Genomic DNA, 13,697 nt, shown 5'->3' with positions numbered 1-13,697 from the left:
TCCTCTTATTTTTCAAGTCAATTGCTTATCCGCGATTCGGGTTACCTAGGAAAATTAAATACTTTGTTGTATTAGATCCGACAACTAAAAGAGTATATCCATTAGAGCAATCTGTTGGTTATTTTATTAATGATAGATTGGAAGAAATCGCCACTAAGCCTTCAATTATTAAATTTAATCAAAATAATAATAAAGTTTGTCTGTCAGGTACAACATTCTCATATCAAGATAATAATGTAAATGTTGAAAATGAATGTTATACATTCAATCCAAATGATAACAGTTTTTTTAAAAAAGTACAAAAAGAAAAAATCATAAAATATGAAAATGAAAATTTTCCAATTTCATTTGACAAGAAAAAATTTATGTGTAATGGATTAAAGTGTAAAGAAAATATCTTAACAGTTGATAGGCTAAAAGAAATATCAGAGAATGATAAAAATAGTGATCTTCGCTTTCTTATAAATGAAAAAGGATTTGATACAACTTACATTAATGCTTCTACTGGTAATAAAATTTTATATGTTTTGAAATATAGTGAAGGCGATAGTGAGCAACAAAGTATATATTTATCTTACTTTTTAGATGGTCTATTTAAAACCAAGGCATTGGGTGAAGTTAAGTCGTTTAAAATAGATAGTGGTCAGAATGTATATTTTAATGGTATTAAAGTCATTTTAAATTAATTTTTTTAATAAAATATAGTGGTGTTTTATCATCACTATTTTTATAGTTTTATCTGAATTTATTGTGATGAATAAATTATATTTTTTGAATGTTATGATTGCTAGTAGTGTTTGTTTTAATATCGGTTATGCAAAAGAAAATCCTTCATGGAGTGATCATTTACAAGATGCTACTCAAATTAATTCGCCTGTCGAATATATAGATACGTATAATAAATATTCTGTTATTAGCCCCAATTTTAAAATAAAATTAACTGATTTTGGAAATATTGAAAAAACAAAGAAAAATATTACCTATACATTAAAGAAATATGGGGTGCAAGTTTTAAATGGAAAATATGTGTATAATTTATTTGAAACAACAACTCCTTTGAAGTCTAATGTTGATTTTACTTTACTATATTATGATAAAAGTTTCTTTGCTTTTAGAATAAAAGAAATCGGTACTATCGATTACGTTAGAGTTCCTTTTAAAAAATTTCAGGTCACAACTTATCTATATAACATAAAAGATAATAATTTCACTGAAATACCAGTAATACTCTCTAATAGTGATGAAGGTAATGAGAAAACAGACCTACTCATGGGTGATCAGGTAATATATGATGCTAAGAAAGGACAGTATACGTATCTTGCAAATGTTAAAACTTATAAGGATGGAAAAACTTTACCATTCAAGGTTACTTTGAATGCTAATCTTAAATGTATTTCATCTACATTAGGTTGTGAGACCATAGGTGTTTTAGAGGCTCAGAAAGAAAATTAATGTGATTAAGGAGAAATTGAAATCATCAACTTCTCCTTAATTTTTCTAACCCTCTAAAACACCCTCCAACACCTCTTCACTCGGTGCAAAATAATATGCACCATCCAGTGGTGTCACAAAATGCAGCAGTCGGTCATGAATACCATCGCCACTGGTTCCAAACATGCGCTCTAGCATTTGATCAATTCTGCTCAGATCTTTGGTATAGGCAATAAAAAATAAACCTTGATCGCCTTTTCCATCGCCATAAGGCAGGCTATGGCGCAGAATTTCTAATTCTTCACCTTCATCATCTTCTACCACTGTTCGTGCAACATGGGCATTATCTGGTTTTACATGGTCATCAAGTTCAATAGATTCCAGTTTGGTGCGTCCCATCACCTGTTCTTGCGCATCAACTTTGAGTTTTTTCCACTTTTCAAGGTCATGTGCATAACGCTGTGCGAAAACAAAACTTCCATCTGTAAAAATTGTATGTTCATCACCCAGTAATGCTGTTTCTGCACGATCGTCTGGAAACTGTGGATTTTCAGTGCCATCTATAAAGCCCGTGATATCGCGACCATCGAAGTATCTAAAGCATACACGTTCATCCAAAACTTCTACTTGATCCTGTATGCCTTCAAAAAAAGCCTGACTTAAAGCAAAACAGATATCTGCTCGAGTACTGGCAATATGAATGAGCACATCGGCGGGCACTGCGGGCATATGAAAAGTACCGTGAATCGGTTCAAGTGACTTAAACCCTTCAGGAGTCTGTGTATAAAGCTGTTTCCACAAAGCTGCACCAAATGCTACACCTGTTTTGATCTGCGCATTGGGATGTTGTGTGATCAATCGATCGCGGGTTGTCAATAAAGCCTGTAATTGTTTCTTTAAGCCTTCTACCGACAAGCTACCCAAGTTTAAAACAATAAAACGCGCATGATCTGAGGGTAGGGGAAGAATGACAGATTGAGCAGTCACCAGTAACTCCTAAAGCATTATTTAAATTCAATATTTCTCTATTGTGCCGTATCTTTGCTGCATATTAAATACGCGGTAACGATATTTTTATCGATGATTAGAATCGGATTTATACAACAGGTATAATCCCATTTTTGCTTTATGTTCAGGTTATGTCATTTCAAGTTTGGATAGGCTATATGCTGGCGTGTTGGGTGATTAGTCTATCTCCCGGCGCAGGTGCGATCGCCTCAATGTCGAGTGGTTTGAATTATGGCTTTCGTCGTGGCTATTGGAACGCACTTGGCCTACAGTTAGCACTTTTGGTGCAAATTGGAATTGTTGCAGCCGGTGTGGGCGTACTGTTTACCACAACACCGTGGGCTTTTTTACTGGTGAAATGGTTTGGAATCGGTTATTTACTCTATTTGGCCTATTTACAATGGACGGCGCCTGTTCAATCGATTCAGATTCATTCCGAGCAACTTGAAATTTCTCGTCAGCGTCTGATCCTCAAGGGTTTTGTTGTCAATATCAGTAATCCAAAAGCGATCGTGTTCTTACTCGCGGTATTGCCACAATTTATTGATCTAGCGCGCCCGCAAGCACCACAGTACGGCATTATGGCCCTAACTATGGTGCTGATCGATTTGATTGTAATGGCGGGATACACCGGATTGGCTGCCAAGGTGCTGCGCTTATTGCGCTCACCGCGACAGCAAAAATATCTGAATCGCAGCTTTGCGGTGATGTTTAGTGGCGCAGCGCTCTTGCTGAGCATGGTCAATCAAACGCACTAAACCCTGATACTTATAAATATTTGGGTTGCTTACGGCGCGCCTTAATTTTTTGAACCAGAAAAATTGCGATAAACAACATCGACATACAAATTACAATACTTAAGCCTGTAGCAATGTTTAAGCCCGCGCTGGACCAGAGTCCAATACTCACACCCAGTTGAGCAAACACAAATGCCCAGATCACCATTTGTTTAGGGGAGTGCGCCACCAGACGTGCCGTCAAGGCTGGAATAACCAGTAAAGCGCCCATCAGCAGAGAACCTACAGCACGTAGCGCAAGCACTGTAAATAAGGCCAACAGCAACATGAAAATCAAGCGTTGCCATTTGGCATTTACACCTTCACTAATGGCGATATCTGGATCAATCGCGATCTGGATTTGTGCTTGCCAATACCGATACAAAGTGCACAGCGCAAAACCAATCACGATTACAAAGATTGGTAACTCATCCCAGCTAATGGTGAGCAGGTCACCAAATAAGTAGCTGAGCAATTCAGGGCGTAAGCTAGGTAAATATTGAATAAACAATAATCCTGAGCAGAGTAGCGTCGCTGAACACAATGCCAGTAAAGCATCGTTGGGTAAGCGTGGATCATGTAAGACCCATAAAATACCCACCAGCAACAAAGCCAGCAGGGTGACGCCAAACCATAACGGTAAACTCAGAGCACCTGCCACCGCAACACCGAGTAACGTGCCGTGGGCCATGGTGTCTGCAAAAAAGGACATTCTGCGCCACAGCATCAGACAGCCCAACGGCGCGGTCAAAAATACCAGTAAAGTGCCCATCGTCCATGCGGGAAGGAGGAGTTGTAGCCACTCGGTCATGGATTAAGCTTCCGGTTCGGGATGAATATGAGGGTGATCAAGATGTGCACAAGGCTCCACATGGTCGCCATGGGCACAATGATCGTGATGATGTTGATAGGGCACGCGCTGACCGCCAAAAATTGCCAAGTATTCAGGATGTTGCTGAACACTTTCAGGCAAGCCGCTACAACAAATATGTTTGTTAAGGCAGATCACGCGCTGTGTACCTTGCATGACCCACTGTAAGTCATGCGACACCATCAAAATAGCGCAGCCATAGCGCTCGGGAAGACTACGTACGTAATCATAAAGCTCGGCCTCTGACTGAATATCGAGACCTTGCATCGGCTCATCCAGAACCAAAATATCCGGTTGACGCAATAACGCACGTGCTAACAGCACACGTTGTCGTTCACCGCCAGACAATTGCTGTACTTTAGCTAAAAGCAATTTGGCAATGCCCGTATCTTGGACAATTTCATCCCGCAACGACTTACTGCACTTTTCTAGGTCGAGCAGATCTTTTACCCGCAGCGGTAAACTGTGTGAAGGATTGAATTTCTGTGGCACATAGGCCATCTTGAGTTTTTTGGCGGTGCGGATTTTGCCTTGCGTGGGCTTGGTAATGCCCAGTAATACTTTAATTAAAGTCGACTTTCCTGCACCGTTGGGACCAATCAAGGTCACAATTTCATTTTGATGCAAGGCAAAGTCAATATTTTTAAGGATATCTCTGTCATCGCGATGAACAAAAATTCCATCTAAGCGAATAAGCTCAGAGGTTAACGCGGCTGGGTGCACTGCTGACATTTTCCAGAAATTTCAATAATCGTATGCTGCGCACTGAACTGATCAGAGGCGGCCAGCTGATTGAGTTGGCTGGTAAGGCCTTGAGAAGATGCTTCTTTTACCACATGACATTCGGTACAAATCAGGAATGCAGCCTGATGCCCTTCACGTGGATGACAACAAGGAATATAGGCATTGATTGACGTCAAACGATGGATTAGACCTTTTTCAAGTAAAAAATCCAACGTTCGGTAAACTGTCGGCGGGGCAGCAGGGCGGTCAGAATCGCTTTTAATTTTCGCAAGCAAGTCGTAGGCACCCATCGGACCCGATGCATTTAAGATCAGTTCCAGAACTTCTTTACGTAATGGTGTTAAGCGTGCTCCCGCTGCGGCACATAAGCTTTCTGCTTCAGCCAGACGCGCAGCTACATTGTGATGGTCATGGACACCATGTAATGCATTGTGATGTTCGTGGGAACAGGAGCTCATAAGACAACCTCGTAGTTTTATCAAATATTAACATGAACTCATAGATGTTACGATTAGGCTTAGGAATTTTTGCAATTTTGTTATAATATAACACAGTTCCAGATCTAGGTTTTAATTTGCTCATGTTGCGTTTTGTGCTGATTTGTTGTTTGACTCTTTTAAGTGCTGCCAGTTGGGCACAAGGTCCCTTGGTGGTATCTACTCATCCTTTATATTTGATTGCCCAAAAAATTACGGCAGGCGTGGAAGAACCGCAACTATTATTAAGCAATCAATCCGGGCATGACGTTCAGTTGACGCCTGCACACCGCAAAGCCATACAAGATGCGTCTTTGGTGATCTGGTTGGGTAAGGCGCATGAAGCACCTTTGGCTAAATTGCTCGACAATAACGCAAAAGCAGTTTCCATCATTAACTCCCAGATTGGCACATCACTCCCGCAACGAACCACGCGTGGGGTACCCATTGCCAATACCATCGATACGCATGTATGGCTCGATCCTAATAATGCGGTACGTATTGGCTTCTTTATTGCGGCATTACGCTCGCAGCAAATGCCAGAAAACAAAACCAAATACTGGAATAACGCACGCTTATTTGCCCGAGACATGCTACAGGCTGCGCAAAAGTACAACAGTACTGCCACACCAAAACCTTACTGGTCGTATCACGATGCCTACCAATATCTAGAGCGCTCACTGAATCTTAAATTTGCTGGTGCATTGACGGATGATCCACATGTAGCACCAACGGTAGGTCAAATCAAATACTTAAATGACAATCGTCCAAGTGAGAGAATGTGCCTCATGGCCGAAGCACATGCCAGCAAAAACCAATATCAAAAACTTAGCCCAATTGTCTTTGAGTCGGTAGACGAAAGTCTGACAGGCGAAAATGACTTTGTCGTCGCTTGGCAGAAACTGGCCAGTCAAACCGTGAAATGTGTGCAAACAGCAAGCAAATAAGCACATTATTGTGAAGCGCTTCCCACTCTTGAAGCGCGAAGCAATCTTAGAAAAAAACATGACTTAGGTCGGGAAATGATTGCATGTTTAGGGGGTGGGCTCTATAATGCCTGCGATTAAAAACGATCAACTGCGAAACTTGTCAAGCATTCATGCTGTGAGTGGATAAACAATGAGCCGACCTAGTCGCTTGATTGACCGACGATTAGCGAAAGCAATGGTCTTCTTACAAGCATTAATGATCCCTGTTTCTAGCTTGATTGCATGGGGAGTGAAAGACTCAACTGCTGCACTAAGTGCTGCTTTGGGGGCTTTTGTATGCTGGATTGCACACGTATATTTTTGTTGGCAGTCATTCCGTGCAGCTGGAGCTAGAGCATCTAGACAGGTTCTCTCCAATATGTATCGAGGCATATTGGGAAAATTTGCAATCGTGATCGTTGGATTTATTTTAATTTTAAGCAACGTCAAACCGTTATCACCGGTGGCATTGTTTTGTGGTTTTATTCTCGTTCAAGCCATGTCGTGGGTCGCTCCGTTTTGGGTGTCACGTCTACAAAAACGAGTTTAGGCACATCAAAAGTTGAAAAATTTTTTGAGTGTGACGAGATATCAAGCAGCTTGCGAGATTCGTCTACTCTTTTTAGTAATTGACATTGACCAGGTGTGATTTATGGCTGCTGAAGAACATGCCCTTACTTCGACAGAGTATATCAAGCATCACTTGACCAATTTGACCTATGGCAAAATGCCGGACGGAACTTGGAAATTGGCTGAGAATGCAAAAGAAGCTCAAGAAATGGGGTTTTCTGCTATTCACTTGGACTCGATGGGTTGGTCAATCGGCCTTGGTATCATTTTCTGTTTGGTTTTCTGGTGTGCTGCAAAAGCTGCAAAAGCGGATGTGCCATCAAAATTCCAATCTGCAATCGAAATGATTATCGAGTTTGTTGATTCCAGCGTTCGCGATACCTTCCATGGTAAATCACGTCTGATTGCGCCTCTTGCTTTGACCATTTTTGTGTGGATTTTCCTCATGAACTTGATGGACCTTATCCCTGTGGATTGGGTGCCGATGTTGGCTCAAATTATTGGTGCACACGTGTTTGGCATGGACCCTCACCATGTTTATTTCAAAATCGTACCATCTACTGACCCGAACATTACCCTAGGTATGTCGCTGTCTGTATTTGTGCTGATTTTGTTTTACAGCATTCGTGAGAAAGGCATTGGCGGATTTGTTGGTGAATTGGCACTTAACCCATTTAATCCAAGTAACCCAGTTGCAAAAGCGTTGTTGATTCCAGTGAACTTAATTCTGGAATTGGTAACTTTCCTTGCACGACCAATTTCATTGGCTCTACGACTTTTCGGTAACATGTATGCGGGTGAGTTGATTTTCATCTTGATCGCACTTTTACCGTTTTGGATTCAATGGGCATTGTCCGTGCCTTGGGCAATCTTCCACATTCTCGTCATCACGTTGCAGGCATTCATTTTCATGATGCTGACCATCGTATACTTGAGCATGGCAAGCGAAAAGCATTAATGGTTTATCCCTAGTTATCATAGGGATAGCTAGGTACAATTTTTAGTTTAATTTGGTAATAACCTAACCTCTGAGGAATTTTTCATGGAACTCACTTTAGGTCTAGTTGCAATTGCATCTGCTATCTTGATCGCTTTCGGTGCTTTAGGTACTGCGATTGGTTTTGGTCTTTTAGGTGGTCGCTTTTTAGAAGCTGTTGCTCGTCAACCAGAACTTGCTCCACAACTTCAAACTCGTATGTTCTTAATCGCAGGTCTTCTTGATGCTGTGCCTATGATCGGTGTTGGTATTGGCTTGTTCTTCATCTTCGCTAATCCGTTTGTAGGTTAATCATCTTAATTCCGAAATCCACCATTTTGAGGAATTGCTATGAATATTAACCTCACATTGATTGGTCAAGCGATTGCATTTGCGATTTTCGTCGCATTCTGCATGAAATTCGTTTGGCCACCACTAATCAATGCGATTAGTGAGCGTCAGCGCAAAATCGCTGATGGCTTAAATGCTGCTGAAAAAGCAAAGGCGGATCTCGCTGATGCTCAGGCGCAAGTTAAGCAAGAGCTTGATGCTGCTAAAGCACAAGCGGCTCAATTGATCGAACAAGCGAACCGTCGTGCAGCACAATTGATTGAAGAAGCGCGCACCCAAGCAACTGCTGAAGGTGAACGTATTCGTCAACAGTCAAAAGAGACTGTTGATCAAGAAATCAATGCTGCTCGCGAAGAATTACGTCAACAAGTGGCTGCTTTGGCAGTTGATGGTGCAGAAAAAATTCTGAGCCAGCAAGTTGATCAACAAGCTCATGCTGCCATGCTTGAACAGCTGGCTGCTAAACTTTAAGCGAGGGAAGTATGGCTGAACTCTTGACGTTGGCACGCCCGTACGCTAAAGCAGCTTTTGCTTACGCTTCTGAGCAGGGTGCGACAGATAACTGGTCCACAGCATTACAAGTGCTCAGTGCAGCGGTGCAAGACGAAGCATTTTCCGCTTATTTGAATCGTCCTGAACTTACTCCTTCAGAGCAAGTTGAGCTTTTCGCTAAAATTTTAGGTGAAGATCAATCACAAGCAGTGTCAAATTTTTTGACGCTTCTTGCTGATAATGATCGTTTGATTCTTTTGCCAGAAATCGCAGAAGAATACGAAGAGCTTAAATCACAGAATAACAACGTGGTAGATGTCGTGATTGAATCGGCATTTCCATTGTCTGCTGAACAAGAACAACTGTTAAAAACTGCTCTCGAAAAGCGTTATAACAGCTCTGTGACGATCGCAGTAGAAGTGAAGCCTGCATTAATTGCAGGTGTTGTTATTCGTGCAGGCGATCAAGTGATAGATGATTCTGCGCTGAACAAGCTTGAAAAAATGCGGACTCGTCTTCTTGCATAATGCATAAAAGAAGACTGAACTTTAAAAAGATTGAGGAATAGCGCAATGCAACAACTGAATCCATCCGAGATCAGTGCGCTCATTAAACAGCGTATAGGCGATCTGGACACCAGCGCGACCGCGAAGAACGAAGGTACCATCGTCATGGTATCTGACGGTATCGTGCGCATTCACGGTCTTGCTGACGCAATGTACGGTGAAATGATCGAATTTGACGGCGGCTTATTTGGTATGGCACTGAACCTAGAACAGGATTCAGTGGGTGCCGTTGTTTTAGGTAACTACCTAAGCCTTCAAGAAGGTCAAAAAGCTCGTTGTACCGGTCGTGTACTTGAAGTGCCAGTTGGTCCTGAACTTCTTGGCCGTGTCGTAGATGCTTTGGGTAACCCAATTGATGGTAAAGGCCCAATTGATGCGAAATTAACTGATGCTGTTGAAAAAGTAGCACCAGGCGTAATTTGGCGTCAATCGGTCGACGAACCTGTTCAAACTGGTTATAAATCAGTTGATACCATGATCCCTGTAGGTCGTGGCCAGCGTGAGTTGATCATTGGTGACCGTCAAACTGGTAAAACAGCAATGGCGATCGATGCGATCATCGCTCAGAAACATTCAGGCATTAAATGCGTATACGTTGCAATTGGTCAAAAACAATCGACCATCGCAAACGTAGTGCGTAAGCTTGAAGAAACTGGCGCTATGGCGTACACCACTGTTGTCGCTGCTGCGGCTGCTGATCCTGCTGCTATGCAGTACTTGGCACCGTACTCAGGCTGTACAATGGGTGAATACTTCCGTGACCGCGGTGAAGATGCGTTGATCATTTACGATGATTTGTCTAAGCAAGCTGTTGCTTACCGTCAAATCTCATTGCTTCTTCGTCGTCCACCAGGTCGTGAAGCATATCCAGGTGACGTATTCTATCTTCACTCTCGTCTTCTTGAGCGTGCTTCGCGCGTTTCAGCTGACTACGTTGAGAAATTCACGAATGGCGCAGTAACGGGTCAAACCGGTTCTTTGACTGCATTGCCAATCATTGAAACTCAAGCGGGTGACGTATCTGCATTCGTACCAACCAACGTAATTTCGATTACCGACGGCCAGATCTTCCTTGAAACATCATTGTTCAACGCGGGTATTCGTCCTGCTGTGAACGCGGGTATTTCGGTATCGCGTGTTGGTGGTTCAGCTCAAACCAAGATCATCAAGAAATTGTCTGGTGGTATCCGTACCGCTCTTGCACAATATCGTGAATTGGCTGCGTTTGCTCAGTTTGCTTCTGACCTTGACGAAGCAACGCGTAAACAACTTGAGCATGGTCAACGTGTAACTGAGTTAATGAAGCAGAAACAATATGCGCCTTACTCAATTGCAGACCAAGCTGTTTCTGTTTATGCATCTAACGAAGGCTACATGGCTGACGTAGAAGTGAAGAAAATCGTAGACTTTGATGCTGCGCTAATTTCTTACTTCCGTTCTGAATATGCGCCTTTGATGCAACAGATCGATGAAACTGGTGATTACAACAAAGACATCGAAGCAGCAATCAAATCAGGTATTGAGAGCTTCAAAGCGACTCAAACTTACTAAGTTTATCTTTAGTTAAGTTTGGTTCACGGATCAACCTTCGAAGGCTCGAAAGAGCTTTCGACTACTAGGTTAAGCGTATGGCAAATTTAAAAGAAATTCGCGCCAAAGTAGCCAGTATCAAGAGCACGCAAAAGATTACTCGCGCGATGCAAATGGTGGCTGCTTCTAAAATGCGTCGTGCGCAAGAGCGCATGGCCCAAGGCCGTCCGTATGCCGATAATATGCGCCGTGTAATTGCTCACTTGGTCCAAGCAAACCCTGAATACAAACATCGTTATATGGTTGATCGCCCTGTTAAGCGTGTTGGCTATATCGTGGTGTCTTCAGATCGTGGTTTGGCAGGTGGCTTGAACATTAACTTGTTCAAGAAAGTTGTGCAGCATGTCAAAGCACAACAACAGCAGTCAATTGAAGTTGAATTTGCTTTGATTGGTCAAAAAGCGGTTTCGTTTTTTAAGAATTACGGCGGTAAAGTGCTTGGTGCAACGACCCAGCTTGGCGATGCGCCAAGTCTTGAACAGTTGACAGGCTCAGTACAGGTCATGCTTGATGCATTTGACAAAGGCGAGTTAGATCGTATCTACCTTGTGTCAAATGGCTTCGTCAATGCAATGACTCAGCAGCCTAAAGTTGAACAACTTGTTCCTTTAGCACCAGCAGAAGAAAGCGATAACCTCAACCGTACTTATGGTTGGGACTATATCTACGAACCAGAAGCAGAACAATTGTTAAATGGTTTGTTGGTTCGCTATATCGAGTCGATGGTTTATCAAGGTGTAATTGAAAACGTTGCATGTGAGCAATCAGCTCGTATGGTCGCAATGAAAGCAGCGACAGACAACGCAGGACAATTGATTAAAGACCTACAACTCATTTACAACAAGCTGCGTCAAGCCGCGATTACTCAGGAAATTTCCGAGATCGTTGGCGGTGCCGCTGCCGTTTAACATTATTAAGTTTGAATTGAGGAGACAGCAATGAGTAGCGGTCGTATCATTCAGATCATCGGCGCGGTAATCGACGTCGAGTTTGAGCGCAATAGCGTTCCTAAGATCTATGACGCTCTCCAAGTTGACGGTACTGAAACTACATTAGAAGTTCAGCAACAGCTTGGCGATGGTGTTGTTCGTACCATCGCAATGGGTTCTACAGAAGGTCTTAAACGTGGCCTTAACGTAACCAGCACAAATGCACCGATTTCTGTTCCAGTAGGTCCGGCTACACTTGGCCGTATCATGGACGTTTTGGGTCGCCCAATTGATGAAGCAGGTCCAGTTGCGACTGAAGCGCGTTTGCCAATTCACCGTCAAGCACCTTCATATGCTGAACAAGCAGCTTCTACTGATCTTTTAGAAACTGGTATTAAAGTCATCGACTTACTTTGCCCGTTTGCTAAAGGTGGTAAAGTTGGTCTGTTCGGTGGTGCTGGTGTTGGTAAAACCGTTAACATGATGGAGTTGATCAACAACATCGCGAAAGCTCACTCAGGTTTATCTGTGTTTGCTGGTGTTGGTGAGCGTACCCGTGAAGGGAACGACTTCTATCACGAAATGAAAGATTCTAACGTTCTTGACAAAGTAGCAATGGTCTACGGTCAGATGAACGAGCCACCAGGTAACCGTTTACGCGTAGCGTTGACTGGTTTGACTATGGCGGAATATTTCCGTGATGAAAAAGATGAAAACGGTAAAGGCCGTGACGTATTGTTGTTTGTTGACAACATCTATCGTTACACGCTTGCAGGTACTGAAGTATCAGCATTGTTAGGCCGTATGCCATCTGCAGTAGGTTACCAGCCTACACTTGCAGAGGAAATGGGTGTACTTCAAGAACGTATTACGTCGACTAAGTCTGGTTCGATCACATCGATCCAAGCGGTATACGTACCTGCGGATGACTTGACTGACCCATCGCCTGCAACAACGTTTGCTCACTTAGATGCAACTGTTGTATTGAGCCGTGACATCGCATCTTCTGGTATTTATCCAGCGATCGATCCACTTGACTCAACTTCACGTCAGCTAGATCCATTGGTTGTTGGTGCTGAGCATTATGAAATTGCACGTTCTGTACAGAACGTATTGCAACGTTATAAAGAGCTTAAAGACATCATCGCGATCTTGGGTATGGATGAATTGGCAGAAGAAGATAAGTTGGTTGTTTACCGTGCGCGTAAAATCCAACGTTTCTTCTCTCAACCATTCCACGTTGCTGAAGTATTTACGGGTGCACCTGGTAAATTAGTACCACTTAAAGAAACGATTCGTGGCTTTAAAGGTCTTTTAGCTGGTGAATACGATCACATCCCAGAACAAGCGTTCTACATGGTGGGTGGTATTGACGAAGTAATTGCTAAAGCTGAGAAACTTTAATTAGCAACTCTAATTTAGGAGGTTCTCATGGCGACGATGCAATGTGATGTCGTAAGTGTGAAAGAGTCAATTTACTCTGGACAAGTTACGATGTTGATCGCTAAAGGTGCAGGTGGTGAGTTGGGTATTTTACCTGGACACGCGCCACTGGTAACCTTGCTCCAACCAGGACCGATCCGCGTTCAGTTGGAAAATGGTACAGAAGAAATCGTTTATGTATCAGGCGGTGTGTTAGAAGTTCAGCCTCACGTTGTGACCGTGCTTGCAGATACTGCAATCCGTGCTGACAACCTAGATGAAGCAGCAATTGTTGAAGCGCGTAAGCACGCCGAGCAATTGCTTGCCAATCAGAAGAGTGATCTGGATTCTGCTGCTGCACTTGCTGCGCTTGCAGAAACTGCAGCTCAGCTTGAAACGATTCGTAAAATCAAGAATCGCGCGCTTTAAGCCACGATTTTGGATTGAAGAAGCCACCGTCAGGTGGCTTTTTTTATGTCTGTTGTTTAGCCAAGCTTTGCGCTAAGCTCTGTTGCAAATAGGTGCAG

At 42.8% G+C, this 13,697-nt stretch carries 17 protein-coding genes; 13 read left to right on the top strand and 4 right to left on the bottom strand.

Annotated features, from left to right (window positions below):
• Together ADA42_RS05360 and ADA42_RS05355 are read left to right on the top strand one after the other, a co-directional pair.
• Positions 1-686: hypothetical protein (locus tag ADA42_RS05360; RefSeq protein WP_048763974.1), on the top strand; the 686-nt coding region annotated here is incomplete at its 5' end.
• A 67-nt stretch (positions 687-753) separates the two neighbouring features.
• Positions 754-1,452 carry a hypothetical protein gene (locus tag ADA42_RS05355; RefSeq protein ID WP_048763973.1) on the top strand — a complete coding sequence of 233 codons (699 nt, stop codon included), beginning with the start codon at positions 754-756 and terminating at the stop codon, positions 1,450-1,452.
• A gap of 45 nt (positions 1,453-1,497) precedes the next feature.
• Here ADA42_RS05355 and ADA42_RS05350 read toward each other — a convergent pair whose 3' ends face one another.
• Positions 1,498-2,418 (bottom strand): Dyp-type peroxidase, encoded by a 921-nt coding sequence (locus ADA42_RS05350; RefSeq protein ID WP_048763971.1) that lies wholly within the window; start codon positions 2,416-2,418, stop codon positions 1,498-1,500.
• Positions 2,419-2,570: 152 nt separating this feature from the next.
• On the opposite strand from ADA42_RS05350, the gene ADA42_RS05345 reads away from it, so the two are divergent.
• On the top strand, positions 2,571-3,197 hold the full coding sequence (locus tag ADA42_RS05345) for a LysE family transporter (protein WP_025095882.1): 627 nt from the start codon (positions 2,571-2,573) through the stop codon (positions 3,195-3,197).
• 10 nt (positions 3,198-3,207) lie between these two features.
• Here the strand turns inward: ADA42_RS05345 and znuB are convergent, their stop codons facing one another.
• Genes znuB through ADA42_RS05330 form a run of 3 tightly spaced genes read right to left on the bottom strand, consistent with a single transcriptional unit; the run spans position 3,208 to position 5,288 of the window.
• A complete protein-coding gene (gene znuB, locus ADA42_RS05340) occupies positions 3,208-4,026 on the bottom strand; it encodes a zinc ABC transporter permease subunit ZnuB (protein WP_048763968.1) in 819 nt (272 codons plus the stop codon).
• 3 nt (positions 4,027-4,029) lie between these two features.
• Entirely contained in the window at positions 4,030-4,818 is a 789-nt protein-coding gene (znuC, locus tag ADA42_RS05335) for a zinc ABC transporter ATP-binding protein ZnuC (protein WP_004941575.1), read from the bottom strand.
• The gene (locus tag ADA42_RS05330; protein WP_004941573.1) at positions 4,791-5,288 is read right to left on the bottom strand and encodes a transcriptional repressor; all 498 of its coding nucleotides are present in this window, start codon (positions 5,286-5,288) and stop codon (positions 4,791-4,793) included. Before ADA42_RS05330 ends, znuC begins: the two co-directional genes overlap by 28 nt.
• Before the next feature lie 122 nt (positions 5,289-5,410).
• Here ADA42_RS05330 and ADA42_RS05325 point away from each other — a divergent pair, with 122 nt between their 5' ends.
• From ADA42_RS05325 to ADA42_RS05280, 10 genes are all read left to right on the top strand, one after another.
• A complete protein-coding gene (locus ADA42_RS05325; protein WP_048763967.1) occupies positions 5,411-6,253 on the top strand; it encodes a metal ABC transporter solute-binding protein, Zn/Mn family in 843 nt (280 codons plus the stop codon).
• A 172-nt stretch (positions 6,254-6,425) separates the two neighbouring features.
• Complete coding sequence (locus tag ADA42_RS05320) at positions 6,426-6,824, top strand: ATP synthase subunit I (protein WP_004941569.1); 399 nt, start codon at positions 6,426-6,428, stop codon at positions 6,822-6,824.
• A 102-nt stretch (positions 6,825-6,926) separates the two neighbouring features.
• Entirely contained in the window at positions 6,927-7,802 is an 876-nt protein-coding gene (gene atpB / locus ADA42_RS05315; protein ID WP_004941567.1) for a F0F1 ATP synthase subunit A, read from the top strand.
• Positions 7,803-7,886: 84 nt separating this feature from the next.
• Entirely contained in the window at positions 7,887-8,132 is a 246-nt protein-coding gene (atpE, locus tag ADA42_RS05310; RefSeq protein ID WP_000424060.1) for a F0F1 ATP synthase subunit C, read from the top strand.
• A gap of 39 nt (positions 8,133-8,171) precedes the next feature.
• Positions 8,172-8,642 (top strand): F0F1 ATP synthase subunit B, encoded by a 471-nt coding sequence (locus tag ADA42_RS05305; protein ID WP_004941564.1) that lies wholly within the window; start codon positions 8,172-8,174, stop codon positions 8,640-8,642.
• A gap of 11 nt (positions 8,643-8,653) precedes the next feature.
• Complete coding sequence (locus ADA42_RS05300) at positions 8,654-9,190, top strand: F0F1 ATP synthase subunit delta (RefSeq protein ID WP_004941560.1); 537 nt, start codon at positions 8,654-8,656, stop codon at positions 9,188-9,190.
• Between the two features lie 45 nt (positions 9,191-9,235).
• Positions 9,236-10,780, top strand: coding sequence for a F0F1 ATP synthase subunit alpha (gene atpA, locus ADA42_RS05295; RefSeq protein ID WP_004941557.1), 1,545 nt, complete (start codon positions 9,236-9,238; stop codon positions 10,778-10,780).
• A gap of 77 nt (positions 10,781-10,857) precedes the next feature.
• Complete coding sequence (atpG, locus tag ADA42_RS05290) at positions 10,858-11,727, top strand: F0F1 ATP synthase subunit gamma (RefSeq protein WP_004941554.1); 870 nt, start codon at positions 10,858-10,860, stop codon at positions 11,725-11,727.
• A gap of 30 nt (positions 11,728-11,757) precedes the next feature.
• Complete coding sequence (gene atpD, locus ADA42_RS05285) at positions 11,758-13,152, top strand: F0F1 ATP synthase subunit beta (RefSeq protein WP_004941550.1); 1,395 nt, start codon at positions 11,758-11,760, stop codon at positions 13,150-13,152.
• A 27-nt stretch (positions 13,153-13,179) separates the two neighbouring features.
• Positions 13,180-13,599 (top strand): F0F1 ATP synthase subunit epsilon, encoded by a 420-nt coding sequence (locus tag ADA42_RS05280; RefSeq protein ID WP_004941547.1) that lies wholly within the window; start codon positions 13,180-13,182, stop codon positions 13,597-13,599.
• Positions 13,600-13,697 lie beyond the last annotated feature (98 nt).

This window comes from Acinetobacter sp. 243_ASPC, from assembly GCF_001054715.1.
In the GTDB taxonomy this organism is placed as follows: domain Bacteria; phylum Pseudomonadota; class Gammaproteobacteria; order Pseudomonadales; family Moraxellaceae; genus Acinetobacter; species Acinetobacter soli.
The sequence above is the reverse complement of the archived record's forward strand: the minus strand, read 5'-3'. Positions and strand labels throughout refer to the sequence as shown.

Coding starts and splice junctions, on each gene's coding strand:
- ADA42_RS05325 (WP_048763967.1), top strand. CDS start 5,411: ATGTTGCGTTTTGTGCTGATTTGTTGTTTGACTCTTTTAAGTGCTGCC.
- ADA42_RS05330 (WP_004941573.1), bottom strand. CDS start 5,288: ATGAGCTCCTGTTCCCACGAACATCACAATGCATTACATGGTGTCCAT.
- ADA42_RS05280 (WP_004941547.1), top strand. CDS start 13,180: ATGGCGACGATGCAATGTGATGTCGTAAGTGTGAAAGAGTCAATTTAC.
- atpA (WP_004941557.1), top strand. CDS start 9,236: ATGCAACAACTGAATCCATCCGAGATCAGTGCGCTCATTAAACAGCGT.
- atpE (WP_000424060.1), top strand. CDS start 7,887: ATGGAACTCACTTTAGGTCTAGTTGCAATTGCATCTGCTATCTTGATC.
- ADA42_RS05305 (WP_004941564.1), top strand. CDS start 8,172: ATGAATATTAACCTCACATTGATTGGTCAAGCGATTGCATTTGCGATT.
- atpB (WP_004941567.1), top strand. CDS start 6,927: ATGGCTGCTGAAGAACATGCCCTTACTTCGACAGAGTATATCAAGCAT.
- ADA42_RS05345 (WP_025095882.1), top strand. CDS start 2,571: ATGTCATTTCAAGTTTGGATAGGCTATATGCTGGCGTGTTGGGTGATT.
- ADA42_RS05355 (WP_048763973.1), top strand. CDS start 754: ATGAATAAATTATATTTTTTGAATGTTATGATTGCTAGTAGTGTTTGT.
- znuC (WP_004941575.1), bottom strand. CDS start 4,818: ATGTCAGCAGTGCACCCAGCCGCGTTAACCTCTGAGCTTATTCGCTTA.
- atpG (WP_004941554.1), top strand. CDS start 10,858: ATGGCAAATTTAAAAGAAATTCGCGCCAAAGTAGCCAGTATCAAGAGC.
- ADA42_RS05300 (WP_004941560.1), top strand. CDS start 8,654: ATGGCTGAACTCTTGACGTTGGCACGCCCGTACGCTAAAGCAGCTTTT.
- atpD (WP_004941550.1), top strand. CDS start 11,758: ATGAGTAGCGGTCGTATCATTCAGATCATCGGCGCGGTAATCGACGTC.
- znuB (WP_048763968.1), bottom strand. CDS start 4,026: ATGACCGAGTGGCTACAACTCCTCCTTCCCGCATGGACGATGGGCACT.
- ADA42_RS05320 (WP_004941569.1), top strand. CDS start 6,426: ATGAGCCGACCTAGTCGCTTGATTGACCGACGATTAGCGAAAGCAATG.